The sequence below is a fragment of the Embleya hyalina genome (assembly GCF_003967355.1).
GTDB classification, from domain to species: domain Bacteria; phylum Actinomycetota; class Actinomycetes; order Streptomycetales; family Streptomycetaceae; genus Embleya; species Embleya hyalina.
The window spans coordinates 333797-355676 of record NZ_BIFH01000018.1; the positions used below are offsets into that span (position 1 = coordinate 333797).

Here is a 21880-nt window from a genome sequence, read left to right on the forward strand (position 1 = left end):
ACGCGATCACCCGGATCGGGTGATCGCGTCGGCGACGTGCACGGCGATCTCGATGGCCCGTGTCGCGAGGGGCGAGTGGGTGCGGCCGGCCTGCCAGAGCAGGAAGATCTCGCGGGCCGGGAGTTCGGGCCGGAGCTCGTGCAGGCACAGCGTGTCGTCGGCGCGGACGTCGCCGCCGTGCACGACGAGTCGGGGGAGGATCGCCGAGCCCATCCCGGCGCGCACCATCGACAGCACGCTCTCGTTGCCCGCGGTGCGGAAGACGATGTGCGGGCGGACGCCGCGGCGGGCGAGCTCCCGTTCCATCCGGGCCTGGTCGCAGATCGGCGGGTGCGCCACCATCGGTGCGCCGTCGAGGTGGGCCGGGCGTACCGGGCCGTCGGGGAAGGTGCCGCGGCGGGCCACGAGCACGTAGGGATCGTCGAGCAGTTTGAGGTGTTCGACGTCGCCGTCGCCGCGACCGTCGAAGAACATCAGGTCGAGGTCGCGGAGCCGCGGCGTGTCGGCCTCCTCCTCGAACAGCCTGATGTCGCAGTCGGGGTGCTCGTCCCGGAGCGTGCGCACGATCGGCGGCAGGATCACGTTGGACACGCTCTGGAACGTGCCGATGTCGATCCGCCCGTCGCCGGCCCTGAAACGGTCCACGGCGGCCGTCATCGCCCGAGCCCGCGCCAGCAGTTCGCGCGCGTGCTCCAGCACCACCGCGCCGAGCGGGGTCAGCCGCACCGGCTTGGGCCCGCCCGGGCGGTCGAACACGGCGCCCCCGACGGCCTTCTCCAGGGCCGCGATCTGCTGACTCACCGTCGACTGGGTGTATCCGAGCCGCCCGGCCGCCCGCCCGAACGAGCCCTCGTCGGCGACGGCGGCCATCGCGGCGAGATGCCGCAGCTCCATGTCCCGCATGGGCCTCACCCTAGCCGGTGAACATCGCCGAAAGCGATCGAGTCGATCGAAAACCATCGCTTTCACCGATGGAATCCCCGGTCTAGCGTGGCACTCATGAGCGATCACGACACCCCTCCGATCCCCTCCGACGACACGCCCGTGCCCGGCGACCGCCCCAGCCCGGCGCACCTCGACCGGCCGGCCGCGCCCGGACCGCGTTCGGCGCTGTGGTTGCCGCTGTTCGACGAGTTGGCCGAACCGGCGGCGGTCGCCCGCCTGGCCGCCGACGCCGAGGAGGCCGGCTGGCACGGCGTGTTCGTCTGGGACCACCTGAGTTGGCGGTCGCCGATCCGCGACGTGGCCGACCCGTGGATCACGCTGGCCGCGATCGCCACCGCCACCGACACCCTTCGGCTCGGCCCCATGGTCACCCCGCTCGCCCGCCGCCGGCCGACCAAGGTGGCCAGGGAAACCGCGACCCTGGACCGGCTCAGCGGCGGTCGTCTCACCCTCGGCGTCGGCCTCGGCAGCGACCGTTTCGCCGACGAGCTGCGCGCCACCGGCGACGAAACCGACCCCGTGCGGCGCGGACGCATGCTCGACGAGTCGCTGGAGATCCTCACCGCCGCATGGTCCGGCGACCCGGTGCGGCACCACGGCCGGCACCACACTGTCGACGACATGACCTTCCTGCCCCGACCGGTGCAGCGGCCCGGCGTGCCGGTGTGGGCGGCGGGATTCCCCGGCAACGCCAAACCGCTGCGCCGCGCGGCCCGGCACGACGGCTTCTTCCCGATCAACCTCGAACACCCGGACCAACTCGCCGACATCGTCACCACCCTCACCGACCTGCGCCCGCCGAGCCCCACCCCGTACGACATCGCCGTGGCCCTCCCGCCCGGCACCGACCCGACCCCCTACGCCGACGCGGGCGCCACGTGGTGGCTGGCGGAGTTCGCGCCGGACACGGTGTCGGTGGACCAGGTGCGAGGCGTACTCCACGACGGCCCGATACGGCCCTGAGGCGCCGCCTCCCACGTGCCGACGAACACATCGAAACCGTGACGAAGGAAGCCGGTGACAACCATGCCCGACCGAAACCGCCGCACCCAGGCAGCGCCCGACACCCGGCCGCCCGCCGACGAGCGCCCGACCGAAGACACCGACCTCTTCGACTACGACGCCGAGCTGCGCCCGCACAACGACCACCTCCGCGCGGCCGCCCGCATCGGCCCGCGCGAGCGTGTCCTCGACATCGGCTGCGGCACGGGCGGGACCACGCGCGAGGCCGCCCGCGCCGCCGTCGCCGGCAGCGCGCTGGGCGTCGACGTCTGCGCCCGCATGCTCGACCGGGCCCGTCGGCTCGGTCACGACCAGGGACTGACCAACATCACCTACGCACAGGCCGACGCCCAGACCCACCGCTTCCCGCCGACACACTTCGACACCTGCATCAGCAGATTCGGCACGATGTTCTTCGCCGACCCGGTCGCCGCCTTCACCAACATCGGCCGCGCCCTGCGCCCGGCCGCCCGCCTGGTACTGCTGGTCTGGCAGGACCGCGACCGCAACGAATGGGCCACCGCCATCCGCCGGACCCTCCCCGACCCGACGACCGCAGCCACCCCGCCCACCGGCGGCCCGGACGCCTTCTCCCTGGCCGACCCCACCGTCACGGAACGTATCCTGACGGCGGCGGGCTTCACCGACGTCACCTTCACGGACGTACACGAACCCGTCTACTACGGCCCCGACAGCGCCACCGCCTTCGAGGCCGTACGCAGGCTGAAGGAATTCGACGACCGCCTCGCCGGCCTCGACCCCGCCACCGCGGAGCAGGCCCGCACCCGCCTACGCGCCACCCTGGCCGCACACGAGACCGACACCGGCGTGTACTTCGACTCCCACGCCTGGCTCGTCACCGCCCACCGCCCCTGAACCGAGCCCGGGCAGGTGACCCGGCGGACGGGCGTGGATCGCTTCGCGCGAACGACCCATAGACTCGACGGCTGTGTCAGACACCCAATACGAAGACCTGCTGCGCCTGGTACTCGACTCCGGAACGGCCAAGGCCGACCGGACGGGCACCGGTACCCGAAGTGTCTTCGGGCACCAACTGCGCTACGACCTCTCGCGGGGATTCCCGCTGGTCACGACCAAGAAGGTGCACCTCAAGTCGATCGTGTACGAACTCCTGTGGTTCCTGCGCGGCGAGTCCAACGTCGGCTGGCTGCAGGAGCACGGCGTCACCATCTGGGACGAATGGGCCGACGCGAACGGCGACCTCGGGCCGGTCTACGGGGTCCAGTGGCGCACCTGGCCCACGCCGGACGGCCGGCACATCGACCAGGTCGCCGAGGTTCTCGACACGCTGCGCCGGGACCCGGACTCCCGTCGGATGATCGTCTCCGCCTGGAACGTCGGTGAGCTGGCGAACATGGCCCTCGCGCCGTGCCACGCCTTCTTCCAGTTCCACGTCGCCGACGGCAGGCTCTCCTGCCAGCTGTACCAGCGCAGCGCGGACCTGTTCCTCGGCGTCCCGTTCAACATCGCGAGCTACGCCCTGCTCACCCACATGGTGGCGCAGCAGGTCGACCTCGAACCGGGCGACTTCATCTGGACCGGCGGCGACTGCCACATCTACGACAACCACGTCGAGCAGGTGACCGAGCAGCTCTCCCGCACCCCGTTCGAGTTCCCCACCCTGCGCCTGCGTCGAGCCGACTCCCTCTTCGACTACACCTACGCCGACGTGGAAGTACTCGACTACCGCCACCACCCGGCGATCAAGGCCCCGGTCGCGATCTGACCCCCGCGGCGGCGTCCACCGCCCCGGCCCGGAACGGGCTCGGGGAGGTGGACGCCGCCGCGACATAGTGCGGACCCCATCTCCCTTTCGGCATGGTTCACCCGATGTCGGATGACGGAAACCTGAGGCGACTCGTGACTCGCGACTCGTGACTCGCCAGTGCCTCAGGACGGGAGTGGACGTGCCTGTGTTCAAGGGGAGAGTGCGCATGGCGGCGATGGTCGCCGTCGTGGCGCTGTTGTCGTCCGGCATCGGGGCCGCCGACGGCGCCGAGGAATCGTACGGTCGTCCGGGCGACTGGCCGACCTGGCAGGGGGATCGCACCGGTTCCCGGCACAACGCGGCGGAGCGGCGGATCAACGCGCACACCGCGGGCACGCTGAACCTGAAGTGGGCCTTCGCCTATTCCAAGACCGGCTTCCCGGTCAAGAGCCAACCCGCCGTGGTCGACGGCTCGATCTACTTCGGCAGTCCCGATGGGAAGTTCCATGCCCTGAACGCCAAGTCCGGTGCCACCGAGTGGAGTTTCGACCTGAACACGGTCGATCCGAACGGCGTGGTCATCGACGGCCCGACGGTCGCGCGCGGCAAGGTCTTCTTCGGCGACAACCGGGGCTTCCTGTACGCACTGGACCGCAAGACCGGGCGGGTCGCCTGGGCCGAGAACACCGAACCGCACGCGGCCGGAATGCACACCAGTTCGCCCGTCTACCACAACGGGCGCATCTACGTCGGCGCGTCCAGCGGCGAGAACATCAACCCGGACCGCACCTATCCGTGCTGCACCTTCCGAGGCCACATCGACGCCTTCGACGCGGACACCGGCAAACTCGCCTGGCGCCACTACACGGTGCCCGAACCCCAGGCGGTCGGTACCTGGCCCAGCGGGGCGACCCGCTTCGAGCCGTCCGGCGCGGGCGTGTGGAGTTCGCCGATCATCGACCCGCGTACCGACACCCTGTACGTCGGCACCGGCCAGCTCTACTCCGGCACCACCGGCGACTTCGACTCGCTGCTCGCGCTCGACGCGCGCTCGGGCGCGGTGCGCTGGAAGCAACAGGTGACCAAGGCCGACACCTGGCGACTGTTGTGCGGCTTCCCGGACAACGACGGGTACTGCCCGGGGCAACGGGACGGCACCGCACTGGACTTCGACATCGGAGCGACCCCGAACCTGTTCAAGGTCAAGGGACGCACCATGGTCGGCGTCGGTCAGAAGAGCGGCGTCTACCACGCGTTCGACGCGCGCACCGGCGAGGTGAAGTGGCGCCGGCAACTGTCCGTACCGATGCCCGGGGGCGGGCTCTCCGGCCTCCAGTGGGGGAGCAGCTACGACGGCACCTCCCTGTACATGGCCACCTACCAGGCCAACCCCGGCACCCTGTTCGCGTTGAACCCGGCCAACGGCGACGTGCGGTGGCAGACGCCCAACCCGGCCGACGGCTGCACCACCGGCGGCGCCGCGAAGTTCCCCAACGTGTGCCGACTCGCGCATACCCCGGCGGTCAGCAGTACGCGCGGACTGGTGTACGAGGGCAGCAACGACGGCAAGATGCGGATCTACGACGCCCGCGACGGCAAGGTCCTGTGGACCTTCGACACCATTCGGGACTTCGCCGGGGTCAACGGCCTCACCGGTTTCGGCAGCGCGATCTCGGGCAACGGCGGGGCGGTGATCGCCGACGGCATGCTGTATGTGCAGGCCGGTTACTATCCGGGCTATCCGAGCGAGCACGGCACCGTGCTGCTCGCCTTCGGGCTGTGAACCGCGCCGGGCGGCATCGACGATTCCTCGGCGCGGCGCCGGTGTGCGCCCTGGCCGTCTCGTTGATCGCCGCCACCACGGCGGCCGGGGAGCCGCGGGCGAGCGCTCCGGCGGCCGATACGACCGAGGTCACGGTCACCGAGGGCACCAACCTCGCGGTGGCGGCCGCCCCCGGACACGGGCCGTTCGTCCTCGATCTCCAGGGACAGCTGTTCTCGCTGCCCCGTGAGGGCGGTACCGCCACGCCGATCGCCGACGAACTGCTCGACCCGTTCCGGCCCGCGATGTCGCCGGACGGCCGGCGTGTGGCGGTGCAGTCCTTCGCCGACGGCATGTTCCACATCCGGATCGTCGGGGTCGACGGCCACGGCTCGCGGCAGCTCACCTTCGGCGACCACGACGACCTGCACCCCGCGTGGTCCCCGGACGGCACCCGGATCGCGTTCGCGTCCGACCGCGCCGGCGGGCAGGACATCTGGACCGTGGACACGCGCGGCGGCGAACCTCGCCGGGTGACCACCACACCCACCCAGGAGGCCCAGCCCACCTGGTCGCCGGACGGTCGGGCCATCGCCTACGTCCAGGGCAACACGGTGGAAAGCGTCGACCTCGAGACCGGGAGCGTGCGCACCGTGGTCCCGGCCGCCGGCGCGTCGTTCGTCACCGCGCCGTCCTGGTCCCCGGACGGGCGCCGGATCGCGTTCGTGCGCAACGACCGCTCGGGCGGCACGTTGTCGGTCGCCGAGATCGAGACCGGCGCGATCCGCCGAGTGGGCGGGTACGACGACGTGTTCCCCTTCCCGGCCCAGTGGTTGTCCGCCGACGAGCTCGCGTACGGCGCCAACGGCCGGGTCGCGGTCTCGCGCCTGGGGACCGGCACGGACGGGAGCGCGACCGACGACGCCGGGGCCGAGCGCACCGTGCCGTTCTCCGCGACCTTCCGGCTGAAGCGGCCCCACTACCCGCCCAAGAAGCACGACTTCGACTCCCGCGCGCCGCGCACCGTGCGCGGCATCGTCGGTCCGGCGTTGTCCCCCGACGGCCGCTCGGTGGTGTTCAAGGCGCTCAACGACCTGTGGCTGTCGCCCATCGGCGGCCGGCCCCGGCGGCTGACCCGGGACGCGTTCTACGAGGTCGACCCGGCCTGGTCGCGGGACGGGACCCGGATCGCCTACGCGTCCGACAAGGCCGGCACCGAGGACCTGTACGTACTCGACCTCACCACCGGTCGGGAAAGCCGGGTCACCGGCCTGCCCGGCACCGAGTTCGCCCCCGCCTGGTCCCCCGACGGCCACACCCTGGCCTTCCAGGACGAGGTCTACCGCACCCTGACCGTGGACACGACCACCGGCACGGTCACCCCCGTGCTCGGCCCCGCCCTGCCGAACGTGCCCGGTCGCCCGAGTTGGTCGGCGGACGGCAGGACGCTGGCGCTCGCCGTCAACGACGCCGAACGCAACCGGATCATGCTCGCCGACGTCGCGTCGGGCACCACGCGGTTCGTCGACCCCGCCCCGCTCGGCTCGATCACCACCCGAGGCGACGACGGCCCGGTCTGGTCCCCGGACGGGCGCCGACTGGCCTTCACCATGGACGGCGCGATCCACGTACTGCCGGTCGACCCGGCGGGCAACCCCACGGGCCCGGCCCGCCGCGTCACCCGGGACGGCGGCGACGCGCCGAGCTGGAGCGGCGACTCGCGAACGCTGCTGTACCTGCACAACGGCACACTGCGCACCACGACCCTGGACGCCGGGACCGCCGCCGCGGCGGATGCCGCCGAGGCCGGGGGGCGTACCCGCGACATCCCCGTGCGACTCACCTACACCCGCGACCGACCCGACACCCGCATGGTCATCCATGCCGGCCGGCTCTGGGACGGCCACAGCCCGGACGTGCGTACCGACGTCGACATCGTGGTGGTGGGCGACCGGATCCGCGCCGTCGAGCCGCATCGTGCGCATCGCCCCGGCAAGGACTGGCGGTTCGTCGACGCGAGCGCGCTCACCGTCACCCCCGGTCTCACCGACATGCACAACCACCAGGAGATGCGCTCGAAATCCTTCGGCGATCGCCAGGGCCGGCTGCTGCTCTCCTACGGCATCACCACCACCCGCTCGACCGGCGACCCGGCCTACCGCGCGCTGGAGGACCGCGAATCGCTGGACTCCGGCGCCCGGCTGGGGCCGAGGTTCTTCGCGACCGGTGAGATGCTCGAAGGCACCCGATTCAACTGGGAGTTCGCGCGCCCGGTGCGCGACGAACGGCAGCTCGACCTGGAACTGTCCCGGGTGCGTGCGCTCGACTACGACCTGGTCAAGACCTACGAACGGTTCCGGGTGGACTGGCAGGGGCGGGTCACCGAGCAGGCGCACCGCCTGGGCATCCCCACCACCTCGCACTACCTCTACCCCGCCGTCGGCATCGGCGTGGACATGAAGGAGCACCTGGCCGCCCCGTCCAAGTGGGGGTTCGGGTTCGCCCGCGAATCCTCCCTCGGCAACGTGTACGAGGACGTCTTCAAGCTGGAGGCGGCCGGTGGGATGCCGGTCAGCTCCACGCTGTTCAGCTCCGGTTCGCTGCTCGCCGACGACCCGGGCATCGAGCACGACCCGCGGGTGCGGGCGCTGTACCCCGCGCAGGAGCGCCAGGCGTTGCACGCCAAGGTGTTGTGCGCACAGGGCCGGGGACCGTGCGGGTTCCTGGACGGCACACCGGAGCAGGCGCGGCGCGACGTCGGTGTGGCCAAGCGGCTGATCGCCGCCGGCGGCACGGTACTTGCCGGCACCGACGCGCCACTCGACTCCACCGCCGTCGCGCTGCACCTGAACCTGCGGGCCATGGTCACGTACGGCATGACCCCGTTCCAGGCCCTGCAGAGCGCGACCCTGCTGCCCGCGAAACAGCTCGGCGTGGCCGACGACCTGGGCAGCGTCGAACCGGGCAAGCTGGCCGACCTGGTGATCACCGGAGGTGACCCGTCCCACGACATCGCCGCCCTGGCGGACGTCCGCATGGTGGTGAAGAACGGTGAGGCGCATACCCCCGAGGACCTGATCCGCCCCTTCGCGGATCCGGCTCGCCCGTGATCCACCGTCCGACGGTCAGATGGGCTGGATGGCGAACAGGGCGAGGTGCCCGCAGTGCGGACAGCGGAACGCGTCGATCTGCCAACGCTGTTTGCCCATGCGTTTCACTCCCCCGAAGGCCCCCCGCTCGATGAAGCCCGAGATCCACAGGGCGTATCCCGGCGAGTATTGACCGTTGTCCTCGATGAACCCGGGCTCCAATCCGACGTGTTCACAGTAGGTACAGCGCATGTTCTCCATCGCCCGATCATGGCACGGCACACGAACCTGCCGTTGTGGAAAGCGTGTTCGGGTGATCGACCGGTATCGGGCGCCGGGAGCCGGGTGTCAGTTCCCACGACGGCGGCGGAACAGGGGCAGTGCCGCGGCGAACGCGGCGGCGGCGCACAGGGCCGCCGCCGCGAACGCCGTCGCGATGCCGTGTGTCAGTACGTGTTCGGGACTTCCGTCCGAGGACGCGTCGCGGGTCGCGGCGCCGAAGACCGTCACCCACACGGCGAGGCCGAGGGTGCCGCCGATCCACTGCATGGTCTGGAGCAGACCCGACGCGGCCCCGGACTCGCGCGGGTCGATGCCGGACATTCCGTAGGTGTTCATCGTCGGCATCGACGCGCCGATGCCGATGCCGATCAACAGAAGCGGCCCCAGGACACCGCCGACATAGGTGTCGTGTTCGTCGAGCCCGCCGAGCCACGCCAGCCCGGTCGCCACCAGTGCCAGGCCGACCGCCGCCGGCCATGCGGTGCCGACCCGGCGCACCAGTGACGGAGACAGGCGCGCGACGGTGAACTGGCCGACCATCAGGGGCAGGAAGGCGAAGCCCGCCCGGACCGTGCCGAAGCCGCGCACGTCCTGGAAGTACTGGGCCAGCAGGAACAACACGCTGAACATCGCGGCCCCCGCCGCCGTGATCGCGGGCAGTACCCGCGCCAGCGTGCCACGGGTGGCCAGGCGCAGCGGGGTGAGCGGTTCGGCGGCCCGCTTCTCGACGCACACGAACGCGATCAACAACACCGCGGCGGCGATCAGCGACCCGATCGTGCGGGCGTCCCGCCACTCGTGCGCGGCGGCGCGGATGAACGCGTGGACCAGGGCGCCCATTCCGGCCGTCGCGGTCAGCGCGCCCGCCACGTCGAACCGTCGTGGCCGATCGGTCCGGGCCCGCGCGGGCTCGGTGATCAACCGTGCCGCGAGCGCGATCACCAGCGCGCCCAGTGGCACGTTGATCAGGAACACCCAGCGCCACGAGGCGAGATCGGTGATCACGCCGCCCAGAACGAGCCCGACGGAGGCGCCGCCGCCCAGGACGGCGGAGTACCAGGAGATGGCCCGGGCGCGAGCCCGGCCGTCGAAGGTGCTGACGATCAGGGCCATGGTGCTCGGTCCCGCGAGGGCGCCGCCGAGGCCCTGGAGGACGCGCGCGGTGATCAGCCACCAGGCCCACGGGGCGCAGCCGGCGAGCAGGGAGGCGCCGGTGAACACGGTCGCGCCGGCGAGGAAGGCGCGTTTGCGGCCGAACACGTCGCCGAGCCGTCCGGCGAGCAGGAGGGAGCCGCCGAAGGCCAGGGTGTAGGCGTTGAGGACCCACGACGCGGAGGTGCGCGACATGTCGAGCGCGTCGCCCATGCGCGGGAGCGCGAGGTTGACCACCGTGACGTCGATGCCGATCAGCAGCATGAACCCGGTGATGACGGCCAGTACGAGACCGGGTCGGGGCGCGGGCGGCGCGGATGAGTGGGGTGGTTGCCCGGTGGCGGGCGCGGTGGCGGACGTGGACATGGTGAATCCCCCGAAGCGTGGTCGTGGTCGCGGACGCGGACATGGGAATGGGCATGGCATGCCGATGCGCGGGCGTGGCGGGACGGCGCGCACGAGCGCGCAACGCCGCATTGGAGACGGTGGCGTCTCCTCTGGTGACACGACGAGATTAGGAGACTCTTTGGTCTCTTACAAGCCTTCGGCGATAATCGGTGCACGACTTGAGAGAGGTGATCCGCCTTGGCCTCCGCCCCCGACCGCCCGGGTATCCCCGAGCCGCCCGGCCGCGACGCCACGCCCGTGCGGCGTCGTGGCCGGGCGCTCGAACAGGCCATCTTCCAGGCGGTGTTCGACCAGTTGCTGGAAGTCGGCTACGCGGGCCTGACCATGGACGGCGTGGCGACGGCGGCCGGGACCGGCAAGGCGCCGCTGTACCGCCGCTGGTCGGACAAGAAGGCGCTGCTGTCCGACGCCCTCCGCGACCGGCTCCCGGACGCGGACGACGTCGAGATCGTCGGGGACCTGCGCCGCGACCTGCTGGCGGTGCTGCGGTTCATGTTCAGCGCCTGCACGGTGACCGGCGACCCGGCGCTGCAACTGGCCAAGGCGGAGGCCGACCCCACCCACGACGTGGTCCGCGCCCGGATATCCGCACCGGCCCGACGGATGATGCTGGACGTGCTCCGGGCCGGCGAGGCCCGCGGCGAGGTGCGGCCGGGCGCCGCGACCCCGCTGATCGCCCGGGTCGGCATCGCGGTCGTCGTGTACCAGAACCTCACGGGCCGGGACGGCCTCGACGACGCGTTCATCGAACAGGTCGTCGACGAGGTCCTTCTTCCGCTGGTCCGCGACCCCGACCGGGCCGCGCCGGGAGGGGGCGGGGAACGGCCGGACCGCTGAGGGCGGGACGCCTTGCGAACAGGCGTGGCCGCCGTCCGGGCGTGGCGACGGGTACGGACGTCCGGGGGGACGTCCGTACCCGTGCGGTGTGCGACCGCCGTGGGTTCGTTCGGCGGTGTCGGGCGTGCGGATCAGGTCGGGATCAGGTCGGGGTCAGGGCTTGCTCACCCCCAGGGAGTAGCCGCCCGAGCCGCTGTAGGCGAGCACGATGTAGCGGTAGCGGCCGGCGGTTCCGTTGTAGGAGATCGTCTCGTCCGCTTCCGGAGTGGTGCCTTGGGCCACCGCGTTCCAGGTGGAGCCGTTCCACTTCTGGAGGGTGAGGTCGAAGTCCGCGCCCGCCGGTCCGGTCAGGCAACCGGTGTGCGTGCCGGACGTGGTGGTCTCGTAGTACGAGTTGTCGGGCTGGGTGGCCTGGGCACCCGACGCGAGGGTGCCGGAGTAGGTGTTCTGCGCCCCGGCGCAGCCCGTCGGCGGGTTGCCGCCGCCCGTGGTCAGCGTCAGCCCGTAGGTCTGGAGGATCTCGTTGACCGGCTGGTGATAGGTCTCACCGCCGGACGAGCAGTTTCCGGACCCGCCCGAGGTGACCCCCTGGGCCTGGCTGCCGGAGATGAACGACCCACCGGAGTCGCCCGGTTCGGCGCATACGTTGGTGCGGGTGAGGCCGGTGACGGTGCCCTGCGGGTAGGTCACGGACGTGTTGTGCTGTTGGATCGTGCCACAGTGCCAACCGGTCGTGGAGCCGGAGCGGCAGATGGAGGATCCGGCCGGTGATTGGGTGGACCCGGCCACCGGCACCGTGCCGGGATACCGGTTGACCAGCGCGCGCGGGGTCCAGTTGGCGTTCGTGGCCACCCACGCGTAGTCGTTGCCGGGGAAGGACGATCCCTGGAACGTACCCTGCGCCGCGCCGTTGCCGGTGGTCGTGGAACCGGTCCGGCCGCAGTGTCCGGCGGTGACGAAGCCGCCCTGGGTGCCGCGGGTGATCGGGAATCCGATGGAGCAGCGGGTGTTGCCGTTGATGTTGTACGCGTCGCCGCCGCGCAGATCGGCCAGCACGCGTGGTTGCACGGCGGAGGGCAGGATCTCGACCGCGGCGGTGTCGACGCCGCTGTCCGCGACGAACGCGCGGGTGCGGACCGGGTCGTGGGACTGGATCACGACCTTGTTGGTCGCGACGTCGACGTACCACAACGGTGTGTCGGCAGGGGCCCGACGCCGTGCGGAGTGGTCGAGTGCCTCGCGGACCCGATCGAGATCGCCGAGCGAGTGTGGGACCACTCGCGCGGTGGCGCCGTTTGCCTCGATGGCCCGTACGTCGCGTCGGTCGGTGGTGGCGATCACGAACCGCGCGGTGTCGCCGCTCAGCCAGGCTCCGGCCCAGTGCGCGCCGAGGCGTTGGCGCAGGAGCGGCTCCTGGACGGCGGCCCGATATTCGTTCGCCAGGCGGGATTCGGCGACGTCCCGGGTGAGGCCGAGGTCGCGTTGCAGGGCTTCGACGATGCCTTCGGGGGCGGCGGGGGCCGGCCCGACGGGGACGACGAGGGCGTCGTCCCCGGAGGAGGGGGGAGTGGGGTCGGCGGTGGCGACTGCGGTGCCGCCGAGGGACAGGACAGTGAGCAGGGCGGCACAGGACGCGGCCGCGACATGCTTGAGACGCATGGGGACTCCTGTCGAGGGGGACGACAGAAACGTATCTGCGAGCCGGATGACGAGGTACCTGTCAATCGACCCCCAACACGGCGATATGGACGGGTTGTCGGGCAGGCGACCCATGGGCCGGTGGGCCGGGGTCAGTTCGCCGTTCCGTAGCCCTCGTGGTCGGCGAGCCAGGCGGCATAGTCCGGGGCCTCGCGCACCGCCGCCGCGTGTGCGGCACGGGCCTGTTCGGTCACCAGGGACGCGGTGCGCGCGGCGGGTGCGTGCGGATGCCAGCCGATCAGGTGTCGCCACGAGAGCGGTGTGCCGGCCAGCGCCACCCTGGCGATGCCCGGCATCGGCGGCATCGTCGCCCGGCACAGGCCGACGGCGCGGCCGACCTGGCTGAGGTACACGCACGCGGCCACGTCCGTCTCGTAGACCGCTCGCGGGGTGAAGCCCGCCCGCGCGCACGCGGTGAAGAAGCAGTCCTCGAAACAACCTTCGCCGGGAACCGCGGCCCATCTGTCGTCGGCGAACGCGGCGAGATCCACCTCCCGCTCGCCGGCGAGCCGGTGGTCGAGCGCGAGCATCAGGAAGACCGGATCCGTGCCCACCTCACGCCACGCCAGCCCACCGCCGTACGCCGGACGGCTCTCGCCGCACGCGCCGAGCAGTACGTAATCCAGTCGTCCGGTCGCCACCATGGCGGTCAACTCCCGGTTGGACCACGACATGTGTGTGGTCACCGTGTCGGCGTGATGTTCCTCGGCGAGCCGGTCGACCAGACCGCCGAACAGCGGTCCGTGCGTGCCGCCGAGGCGAAATCTGGGGGTGACCCCCACCCGATTGGCGAACCGGACGGCCTCCTCCTGGAGTTCCCGGGCGGCGGGTAACAACATCCGGGCCCGGTCCAGCACCAGTTCGCCGAGCGGAGTCAACGTGACCCCCTCGCGGCCGCGCTCGAACAGCGCGCCGCCCAACGCCTTCTCGATCCGTTTGAGTTGCGTACTCAGTGCCGGCTGAGCCAGACCCAGCACGGCGGACGCGCGGGTCAGACTGCCCGCATCCGCGATGGCCCGAATGGTGCGCAGATGGCGTAGTTCCATGTCCATGCCCGGCAAGGTACGGCCGACCGGCGACGGCGAACAAGATGCCGCCCGGTCGGCCGTGTCGTGCTCACCAACCGCGTTTGCAGGCTTCGATGTTCGTGCGGAGGGTCGCGCCGATCGGGGTCAACGTCTCCGGAACGAAGCCGGCCGTCGCGGAGGCGGGAGCGCCGAGCAGCTCCCACGGGGCGGTCGCCTCGAACGTGTCGGCGGGTGCGGAAGCGCCCTTGGCGGCGGTCACCCACGTCTTGTGGGCCGTCGGCCCCTGCGCGCCCAGGAGCAGGTCGATGACGAACAGGCCCTCTGCGCAGGTGATTTGGGGAGCCACGTGGTGCTTCCAGTGGTACGGCGGGTGCATGCGGCCGCCGCCCGGCGCCACCACCCAGCGTTTGCACAGGTGCAGTCTGGCCCAGTCCGGGCGGGTGTGCTCGAACCACTCGCAGACGGCGTGCGCGAGGAATTCGCAGCCGTCCTGCGTCGGGCTGCGCGGGACGACCAGCGCGCCCGTGAGTTCGCGCCATACCGAGGTCAGTTCGGCGAGGGTCGGTGCCGGGGTCGCGGGTGCCGCGAGCAGGCCCGCCTTCGCGTCGCACAGCAGGATCACGTCGGGGACGAGGTCGGCCTGGGAGCCGAGCCAGGTTCGTACCCGGCCGACGCACATCGTGCTCTTGGCCAGGGGCAGGTCGTTGCCGAGTACGAGTGCGGTTTGACGGAACGTCAGGTGGGGGGTGTCGGGGGTCATTCCGCCGAAGTTCTCGATCCGGTACTCGATGGCCTCCGTGAGCTGTTCCGGCGTCATGTCGGCGATCGCCGTCGGGCTCAGCTCCACGAACCCCACGTCGGGGGGTGTCGAGGAGTCCGTCCTCGACGCGGCCACGGAAGCCGGGGTGCGAGGGTTGGGCCCGGTCGAGGCCTCGGCTTCGGCCCGTTCGGCCTGGAGTCGCCTTTGCCGCCGCTTCTCCTCCTCGGCCTCCGCGAGCTTGTGCTCCACCTGTTGCGCGAGGAGGAAGCCGGGGGGCCTGGTGAAGCGGAAGGGTTGGGGTTGCGGTGCGGGGTCCGGTGCGGGCGGAACCGCCGGTGTGTCCGCCGCGGGTGCGGGATCCTTGGTGTGTGCGTCGGTTCGGGCGCGTTTGGTGTCGTCGTCCGGGCCTCGCTCGTCCTTCGGCGGCGCGATGCCCTGACCGCTCGGATTCTTCAGATCGCGTTCGCGTTTCATGGATCATCCCCCCGGAAGTCCGTCCACCCTCGGGGCAAGCGTAGCGACGGAAATGTCGGCCGACACGGAAACCGCGATTCCGCTCGGCCGCGTTCGGATCGGCCCGGTCCGATGACGGATGGCCGGATCCAGGCGCATGCGTGGTACTTTCCAATGTTGCGTCCGCCGAGCACCCCCACGATCGTCCTCCCGGTGCGGCGGGGTCGGAACTTCCATGCATGGGAGCAGAGTTACCGGGTAGCCGAGGAACGCACACCCGCGCTTCCGGTTACGCGAAGACAGGACACCCATGTCGACTCCCTTGATTCTCGGGCGCCGCGCGGAACTTCCCACCGAGCAGCATCGGTCGCGGTTGCCCGAACACCACTACGACCCGATCGCATGCGTCAATGTCGTCGCCGACGGCAGACTCCTCATCGACGCGGCGGCCCCCCGCCTGATCGCCGAATACACCCGAACCCAGGAGCCCTCCGGCCTCAAGCACGACGACTGAGCCGAACCCCACGCCCCGTCACACCCGCGTACCGGACCGAGATCCGGGCGGGGGCGGCGGGGCGTGTCACCGTGCGGCGTATCCGCGCGTGGTCAGGTGAGGGTGATCAGGTCGAGGTAGGTGTCGCTCCACAGGTCCTCGTCCGCGTCGGGGAGCACCAGAACACGATCGGGGCGCAGGGCGTCGATGGCGGACGGGTCGTGGGTGACCATCACGATCGCGCCCGGGTAGGTGCCGATCGCGGTCAGGACCTCGGTGCGGGACGCGGGGTCGAGATTGTTGGTGGGCTCGTCGAGGAGCAGGACGTTGGCGCCGGAGTGGACCAGCCCGGCCAGGGCCAGGCGGGTCTTCTCCCCGCCGGAGAGGACGCCGACGGACTTGTCGGCCGCGTCCTTGGGAAACAGGAACGCGCCCAGTACGTGCCGCACTTCGCCGTCGGTCAGGTGTGGGGCCGCGGCGGCGAGATTGGCCCGGACCGTGCGGGTGGTGTCGAGGGTGTCGTGTTCCTGGGCGAAGTAGCCCAGGCGCAGGCCGTGTCCGGGTACCACCCGGCCGGCGTCCGGGTGCTCGTGCCCGGCCAGGACGCGCAGCAGCGTGGTCTTGCCCGCGCCGTTGGGGCCGAGGACGACCAGGCGGCTGCCGCGGTCGACGGCCAGGTCGACGCCGTTCAGGACCCGATGGTCGCCGTAGGACTTGGTGAGGCCGACGGCGCCGAGCGGCATGCGTCCACATGGCACGGGCTCGGGCAGCCGGATCTGCGCGGTCTTCTCCGTCGGCCGGGTGGGTTCCAGTTCGGCGAGCATGCGGTCGGCGCGGCGCGCCATGCTCCTGGCGGTGACGGCGGTGGCCGAACGCGCCTTCATCCGGTCCGCCTGGGCGTGCAGGGACGCGGCCTTGCGCTCGGCGTTCGACCGCTCCCGGGCACGGCGGCGCCGGTCCGCCTCGCGCTGGGTCAGGTGGGTGGCCCAGTCGGTGTTGTGGATGTCGATGGTCGCGCGTTGCGGGTCGAGGTGGAAGACGCGGTTGACCACGGCGGCCAGCAGATCGGTGTCGTGGCTGATGATCACCAGGCCGCCCCGCCGGCCCCGCAGGAAGGTGAGCAACCAGGCGATCGCGTCGGAGTCGAGGTGGTTGGTCGGCTCGTCCAGGAGGAGGGTGCCATCGGATCCCGCGAACAGGATGCGGGCCAGTTCGACACGGCGGCGCTGTCCGCCGGAGAGTGCGCCGATCGGCTCGCCCAGGGTCCGTTCGGGCAGGCCGAGTCCGGCCGCCACCCGGGCGGCCTCGGCCTCGGCGGCGTAGCCGCCACCGGCCTGGAAGGCGGCCTCGGCACGGTCGTAGGCGCGCATCGCCCGCTCCAGCGCGGCGGGCCCGTCGGCATCGGTCATCGCGGCCTCGGCCCCGCGCAGGGTGCGCAGCACCCGGTCGAGGCCGCGGGCGGACAGGATCCGGTCGGTGACGGTGACGTCGGGATCGGCGGCGCGGGAGTCCTGCGCGAGGAAGCCGACCGGGCCGGTGTGGGTGATCGTCCCGGCGGTGGGGCGTGAGCGACCGGCCAGGGCGGTCGCGAGGGTGGTCTTGCCCGCGCCGTTGCGGCCGACCAGGCCGATGCGGTCGCCGGGGGAGACGGTGAAGGAGATGTCGGAGAGCAGCAGGCGGGCGCCCGCGCGCAGCTCGACACCGCGAACGGTGATCATGAGGTAACGCTCCGAAAAAGCGAAAGGACACACTTCTGACGCGGAAGTGGGTCCTTCGCTAGGAAATTCGGGGCGTAGACATGCGACCACCCTAACCGATACCGCCGGGCCGCCGCGGTTCACATCGTCGAGGCTTCGACACGACCGCCCCCATCGGCCGACTCGCCGACACGGCCGTCGCGGTCGCCTCGCCTCAACCCGCCTGCGGTGAGGGATGTGCCGCGGCCGGTCCCACCGGTGTCGTGACCGGCGCGGATCGGTCGTATTCCGTGGCCGGGTAGACCTGCGTCGCGCCTGCCGACGTCGCGCCGATCAGGACGAGCAGGGGGGTGGCGGCCAGGGTGAGGGCGATGGCGATGCGGGGTGACTTCACGAGTGATCGACCCTTTCGAGACGACGGACCGGGCGGGTGGTCGCGATTCCGATGTGTCGACGATGCCGGCCCCGGCCATGGGGGCGTAACCCGCGAAAGTCGGTAATGGTGAGCCGAAGGTTGCCGACGGGGGCCGAGGCGGCGTTCGGCGGGGGCGCCGAGCCCTACCCGGCCGCCCCCGGGCCCGGCAGGAGGTCGACGTCGGTTGCGTGCATGGGGTTGCCGCAGTGGGTGCAGCGCAGTTCGGGGTTGCCGATTTCGCCGCACGCGTGATGGCGGTACAGCACCGGTGGGCCCGCCTCGCCCGCGAGCCATTTGTCGCCCCAGCCGGTCATGACCATGAGCAGGTCGACCAACTCGGTGCCCTTCTCGGTCAGGACGTACTCGTAGCGCGGTCGCCGGTCGTAGGGGCGCCGCTCGAGTACACCCTGTTCGACCAGGTGGTTCAGCCGCTCCGTCAGGACCTTGCGGGAGATCCCGAGGTCGGCCTGGAGCTGCTCGAAGCGGGTGACCCCGACCCATACGTCGCGCAGCACCAGCGGCGACCAGGGCTCGCCGATGACATCGAGGGTTCGGGCGATCGAGCACGCCATTTTGCCGAAGTCCGTCCGTTGCATGGGAGCAGTCTAGCAATTGGGGTTCCCTGAAGGAACTTCAACTGCTACGGTTTCGAAGTCTTCTGAAGGAACTCCAGAGAGGATGTCGAGGATGGGCAAGGTCATCAGCAGCCACGCGGTGTCGGTGGACGGCTACATCACCGGTCGCGAGCCGGGTCCGGGGCGTGGGCTCGGTACCGGGACGATGCTCTTCGACTGGTACTTCGACGGCGACACGCCCAGTCGGGTGTTCGACGGCTTCCGGCAGAGCGAGCCGAGCGCGCGGGTCTTCGACGCCCTCGCCGGACGGATCGGCGCGGTCGTGGCCGGGCGCAACACCTACGAGGACTCCGACCGTTTCGGCGGCGGCAGCCCCCACCCGACGGCCCGACTGTTCGTCCTCAGCCACCGCCCGGCGCCGGAGATCACCGAGCGGCAGACCCTGATCACCACCGGCGTCGCGGACGCGATCGCCGCGGCCCGCGAGGCCGCCGGCGACAAGGACGTCGCCCTCATGGGCGGCGGCGTCCTGGCCGAGGGACTGGCGGCGGGGCTCGTCGACGAGGTGATCCTCCATCAGGTGCCGGTCCTGCTCGGCGAAGGCCGCCCCTTCTTCCGGGAGTTGCCCGAACACGTGCGCCTGCGCCTCGTCGACGCCGTCCCGGCGCCCGGTGTCACCCATCTCCACTACGCGGTGGAGCGATGACCCCCGCCGCCGATCCGATCGCACCGCTCGCCGACCACGAGCACGAGCACGACCACGAGAAGCCCAACCGGAACCGACCCGAGGAGACCACCGCCATGCTGGATCCCGAAGTGCGCCGCGTGCTCGACGGAACCCCGATCGCCCACCTCGCCACGGTTCTCCCGGACGGCGCGCCGCACTCCGTTCCCGTCTGGATCGGTACGCACGGCGACCACATCGTGATTTTGACCGGCCCGGACAGCCGCAAGGCCCGGAACCTGCGCCGCGACCCGCGGGTCGCGTTGTCCCTGACACCGCGGGACGACCCGTTTCGGCCGATCGCCATCCGCGGCCGGGTCGTCGAATGGCTCGACGGCGACGCGGGCTGGACGGTGGTCGACCGCGTGGCCGCCAAGTACATCGGCCAGGCGTACTCGCGAGACCAACGGCGCGTCGTCGCGATCATCGAGGCGGAGCGACAGGCGGTCGGGATGTCGTGACCGGCGACGGCGGGGAGGGCCGGTCGGCGCTACGGCCCTGTGGTCAGGTGGATCAGTCCCGCGTCGGTGTCGCGGAAGCCGCAGGCGTCGAAGTAGAAGCGGCGCAACCCCGGCTCGAAGTCGACGTGCAGCCACTCGCAGCCCGCCGCGCGCGCCCGCTCCGCCGCCAGCCGGACGACGGCCGTTGCGATGCCGCGACGCTGGTACGAGCCCCGCGTCTTGGTGTCGAGCAGAAACGCGTGGTCCTCACCGTCCCACGCCACGTTCACGAAGCCGACCAGGAGTCCCGCGCCGTCCCGGGCGCTCACCCAGCCGAGGCTGTGCGGCTCGATCCGGCTCCACCAACCGGCGACGGCGTTGCCGCCGTGCGACCGGACGAGGTCGACCATCTCGTCGTCGGTGACGGGTTCGCGCCAGGCGTAGGAGATCGTTTCGCTCATCCCGCCAGCATCGCCGGCCCGAGCTTTCGCGCAACTCCTTTTGATCACCCGCACGGCGACGGTCGGCCCGGCTCAGCACTCGACGGCGGTCACCGGAACCGATGCCTTCGGCGCGGCCGTCACGTGGTCGGGGGCGACCGTCCGGCGGACCGAGAGCGCCACCAGGACGCAGGCCGCCAGGCCGATGCCGGCCGCGAGTGCGGTCAGGCCGCCGCCGCCCAGCGGGCCCACGCTCGCCCCGCCGAGGGCGCCGCCGAGTGATACCCCCAGGTACTGCGCGGAGCCGTTCAGCGAGATGATCACCGGCGCGTTCGTCGGGTCGAGCGAGATCAGCCGGTGTTGCTGGGACACCACGATCTGCCAGCCGGTCATCCCCCACAACACCAGCACGGCCAGGGCCGCGGGGTACGCGTGCCGGGCGGCGATGGTCAGCAGCAGCGCCGCGGTGATTCCGGTCACCGCCAGCACCGCGGTGCGGTCGGCGCCGAAGCGGTCCACCGTACGGCCGGCGAGCGTGGTGCCGAGCACCGCGCCGAAGCCGAATACGAGCAACGCCCAGGCCAGGGGGCCGCCGTGGTCGGCGCCGGCCGGGGCGAGCACGTCGCCCAGGTAGGGGTAGGCCGTGAAGGCGGCGAGGAAGGCGACGAACGTGACGGACTGGATCAGCAACACCCGGCCGTCGGTCAACGGGCGCAGCCGGTCGCGCAGTCCGGACACGGGTCCGGCCGGGATCGGGCCGAGGCTGATCGCCATGCCGAGCATCGCCACCGCGCCGAGCCCGACGATCACCCACATCGTGCTGTGCCAGCCCCGCGCCCCGCCCAGCCAGGTGCCGAACGGCGCGCCCAGCACCAGCGACGCGCTGTTGCCGCCGGAGAGCACCGCCAGCGCGCGGGCCCGCCGCTCCGGCGGCACCAGGGCCGCGGCACCGGCGGCCGCGTTCGGCAGGAACATCGCCGCACCGGCCGCGGCCAGGAGCCGACTGCCCAACGCGATGCCGTAGTTCGGGGCGAGCGCGGTGACCACGTTGCCCGCCGTGAACAACGCCATCGCGGTCAGCAACACCCGGCGGCGGGGCCAGCGTCCGGTCGCCGCCGCGAGTACCGGGGCCAGGATCGCGTAGCCGAGCGCGAACACGGTGACGAGTTGACCGGCGGCTCCGGTGGAGACATCGAGGTCGGCGCCGATGTCCCCGAGGATGCCGGCGAAGACGAACCCGTCCATGCCGATGGCGAACGAGCCCAGGGCCAGTACGAGGAGCCGCATGGAACCACCTCCGGGAGACCGCTTGGATTGTTTGACGAGAGTCAAACCGAAGCAGATGCAATGATGGTTGTCAAACAATCAAACGTTCCTGGGCGGCGGGGCCGTGGCGGCGCGCGGACCTGCCGGACGGGGCGGCGGCGGGCGTCGTGGAGCGCCGTAGGATCGACGCGGGAGGTGAGGCGGCATGACGGAACGCGAACCGTTCCATCCCTCGATCGAGCAACTGCGGCTCGGCGACGTACTGGGGGCACTGGCGGATCCGGCCCGACTGCGCCTGGTCGAGTTGTACGCCGACAACGTCGAACACTCGTGCGCCGAATGGCCCGAGGAACTGCGCGGCCTGCACAAGTCGACCGTGTCGCATCACCAGAAGACGCTGCGCGAGATGGGCGTGGTCCGCGTACGGATCGCCGGCCGCAACCGTTATCTGACGCTGCGCCGAGACGAGTTGGACGCCCGGTTCCCGGGCCTGCTCGACGCGATCCTGGCCAACACCGGCGACTGAGCGGCCGCGTGGGAGTCGTCGAGGACCGGCCCGGGGCGACTCGCCGCTCGCCGCCCCGACCGCGAGCATCGTGGGGTACCCGGGCCGCGGGTCGGCGGGCCGGCGGATCGCCCGGCCCGCCGAGGCGCGAGGCGGGCGCCGGTGTGCAAGGGTCGAGTG

General features: G+C 71.5%; 21 protein-coding genes. 10 read left to right on the forward strand and 11 right to left on the reverse strand.

The genetic code is table 11. The features are described 5' to 3' along the window. Positions 1–6: 6 nt before the first annotated feature. The gene (locus EMA17_RS16930) at positions 7–903 is read right to left on the reverse strand and encodes a LysR family transcriptional regulator (protein WP_126637855.1); all 897 of its coding nucleotides are present in this window, start codon (positions 901–903) and stop codon (positions 7–9) included. Positions 904–999: 96 nt separating this feature from the next. Between EMA17_RS16930 and EMA17_RS16935 the strand changes: the two genes are divergently transcribed. The 5 genes from EMA17_RS16935 (at position 1000) to EMA17_RS16955 (ending at position 8548) form a co-directional block, all read left to right on the forward strand. Then, positions 1000–1908, forward strand: coding sequence for an LLM class flavin-dependent oxidoreductase (locus tag EMA17_RS16935; protein ID WP_126637856.1), 909 nt, complete (start codon positions 1000–1002; stop codon positions 1906–1908). A gap of 63 nt (positions 1909–1971) precedes the next feature. After that, complete coding sequence (locus EMA17_RS16940) at positions 1972–2823, forward strand: class I SAM-dependent methyltransferase (RefSeq protein ID WP_126637857.1); 852 nt, start codon at positions 1972–1974, stop codon at positions 2821–2823. Between the two features lie 73 nt (positions 2824–2896). Further along, positions 2897–3694: a thymidylate synthase gene (locus tag EMA17_RS16945; protein WP_126637858.1), complete on the forward strand. Its 798-nt coding sequence runs from the start codon at positions 2897–2899 to the stop codon at positions 3692–3694. A gap of 181 nt (positions 3695–3875) precedes the next feature. Next, positions 3876–5459, forward strand: coding sequence for an outer membrane protein assembly factor BamB family protein (locus tag EMA17_RS16950; RefSeq protein ID WP_246126712.1), 1584 nt, complete (start codon positions 3876–3878; stop codon positions 5457–5459). Beyond that, a complete protein-coding gene (locus tag EMA17_RS16955) occupies positions 5456–8548 on the forward strand; it encodes an amidohydrolase family protein (protein ID WP_126637859.1) in 3093 nt (1030 codons plus the stop codon). Before EMA17_RS16950 ends, EMA17_RS16955 begins: the two co-directional genes overlap by 4 nt. A gap of 15 nt (positions 8549–8563) precedes the next feature. On the opposite strand, the gene EMA17_RS16960 is transcribed toward EMA17_RS16955, so the two are convergent. Further along, positions 8564–8788, reverse strand: coding sequence for a hypothetical protein (locus tag EMA17_RS16960; RefSeq protein ID WP_126637860.1), 225 nt, complete (start codon positions 8786–8788; stop codon positions 8564–8566). 87 nt (positions 8789–8875) lie between these two features. Continuing rightward, on the reverse strand, positions 8876–10327 hold the full coding sequence (locus EMA17_RS16965; protein ID WP_246126713.1) for an MFS transporter: 1452 nt from the start codon (positions 10325–10327) through the stop codon (positions 8876–8878). Positions 10328–10546: 219 nt separating this feature from the next. Here EMA17_RS16965 and EMA17_RS16970 point away from each other — a divergent pair, with 219 nt between their 5' ends. Next, on the forward strand, positions 10547–11206 hold the full coding sequence (locus EMA17_RS16970) for a TetR/AcrR family transcriptional regulator (RefSeq protein WP_246126714.1): 660 nt from the start codon (positions 10547–10549) through the stop codon (positions 11204–11206). 153 nt (positions 11207–11359) lie between these two features. Here the strand turns inward: EMA17_RS16970 and EMA17_RS16975 are convergent, their stop codons facing one another. The 3 genes from EMA17_RS16975 to EMA17_RS16985 all read right to left on the reverse strand — a co-directional run bounded on the left by EMA17_RS16975 (position 11360) and on the right by EMA17_RS16985 (position 15166). Then, on the reverse strand, positions 11360–12865 hold the full coding sequence (locus EMA17_RS16975) for a S1 family peptidase (protein WP_126637862.1): 1506 nt from the start codon (positions 12863–12865) through the stop codon (positions 11360–11362). 131 nt (positions 12866–12996) lie between these two features. Then, positions 12997–13956: a LysR family transcriptional regulator gene (locus EMA17_RS16980; RefSeq protein WP_126637863.1), complete on the reverse strand. Its 960-nt coding sequence runs from the start codon at positions 13954–13956 to the stop codon at positions 12997–12999. Positions 13957–14020: 64 nt separating this feature from the next. Continuing rightward, a complete protein-coding gene (locus EMA17_RS16985; protein WP_126637864.1) occupies positions 14021–15166 on the reverse strand; it encodes a protein-glutamine glutaminase family protein in 1146 nt (381 codons plus the stop codon). 289 nt (positions 15167–15455) lie between these two features. Here EMA17_RS16985 and EMA17_RS16990 point away from each other — a divergent pair, with 289 nt between their 5' ends. Continuing rightward, entirely contained in the window at positions 15456–15659 is a 204-nt protein-coding gene (locus EMA17_RS16990; RefSeq protein ID WP_126637865.1) for a hypothetical protein, read from the forward strand. Positions 15660–15751: 92 nt separating this feature from the next. Here the strand turns inward: EMA17_RS16990 and EMA17_RS16995 are convergent, their stop codons facing one another. The 3 genes from EMA17_RS16995 to EMA17_RS17005 all read right to left on the reverse strand — a co-directional run bounded on the left by EMA17_RS16995 (position 15752) and on the right by EMA17_RS17005 (position 18346). Next, positions 15752–17356, reverse strand: a complete 1605-nt coding sequence (locus EMA17_RS16995) for an ABC-F family ATP-binding cassette domain-containing protein (protein ID WP_170222184.1) — start codon at positions 17354–17356, stop codon at positions 15752–15754. Between the two features lie 193 nt (positions 17357–17549). Then, positions 17550–17729: a hypothetical protein gene (locus EMA17_RS17000; RefSeq protein ID WP_126637866.1), complete on the reverse strand. Its 180-nt coding sequence runs from the start codon at positions 17727–17729 to the stop codon at positions 17550–17552. A gap of 164 nt (positions 17730–17893) precedes the next feature. Continuing rightward, entirely contained in the window at positions 17894–18346 is a 453-nt protein-coding gene (locus EMA17_RS17005; protein ID WP_126637867.1) for a winged helix-turn-helix transcriptional regulator, read from the reverse strand. A gap of 91 nt (positions 18347–18437) precedes the next feature. Here EMA17_RS17005 and EMA17_RS17010 point away from each other — a divergent pair, with 91 nt between their 5' ends. After that, positions 18438–19031 carry a dihydrofolate reductase family protein gene (locus EMA17_RS17010; RefSeq protein WP_126637868.1) on the forward strand — a complete coding sequence of 198 codons (594 nt, stop codon included), beginning with the start codon at positions 18438–18440 and terminating at the stop codon, positions 19029–19031. Further along, positions 19028–19510: a PPOX class F420-dependent oxidoreductase gene (locus EMA17_RS17015; protein WP_218042864.1), complete on the forward strand. Its 483-nt coding sequence runs from the start codon at positions 19028–19030 to the stop codon at positions 19508–19510. The genes EMA17_RS17010 and EMA17_RS17015 overlap by 4 nt, the downstream gene beginning before the upstream one ends. 29 nt (positions 19511–19539) lie before the next feature. Here the strand turns inward: EMA17_RS17015 and EMA17_RS17020 are convergent, their stop codons facing one another. Together EMA17_RS17020 and EMA17_RS17025 are read right to left on the reverse strand one after the other, a co-directional pair. Continuing rightward, on the reverse strand, positions 19540–19950 hold the full coding sequence (locus EMA17_RS17020; RefSeq protein WP_126637869.1) for a GNAT family N-acetyltransferase: 411 nt from the start codon (positions 19948–19950) through the stop codon (positions 19540–19542). 72 nt (positions 19951–20022) lie between these two features. Beyond that, positions 20023–21216 (reverse strand): MFS transporter, encoded by a 1194-nt coding sequence (locus EMA17_RS17025; RefSeq protein ID WP_126637870.1) that lies wholly within the window; start codon positions 21214–21216, stop codon positions 20023–20025. 184 nt (positions 21217–21400) lie between these two features. Here EMA17_RS17025 and EMA17_RS17030 point away from each other — a divergent pair, with 184 nt between their 5' ends. After that, positions 21401–21721 carry an ArsR/SmtB family transcription factor gene (locus EMA17_RS17030; RefSeq protein WP_126637871.1) on the forward strand — a complete coding sequence of 107 codons (321 nt, stop codon included), beginning with the start codon at positions 21401–21403 and terminating at the stop codon, positions 21719–21721. Positions 21722–21880 lie beyond the last annotated feature (159 nt).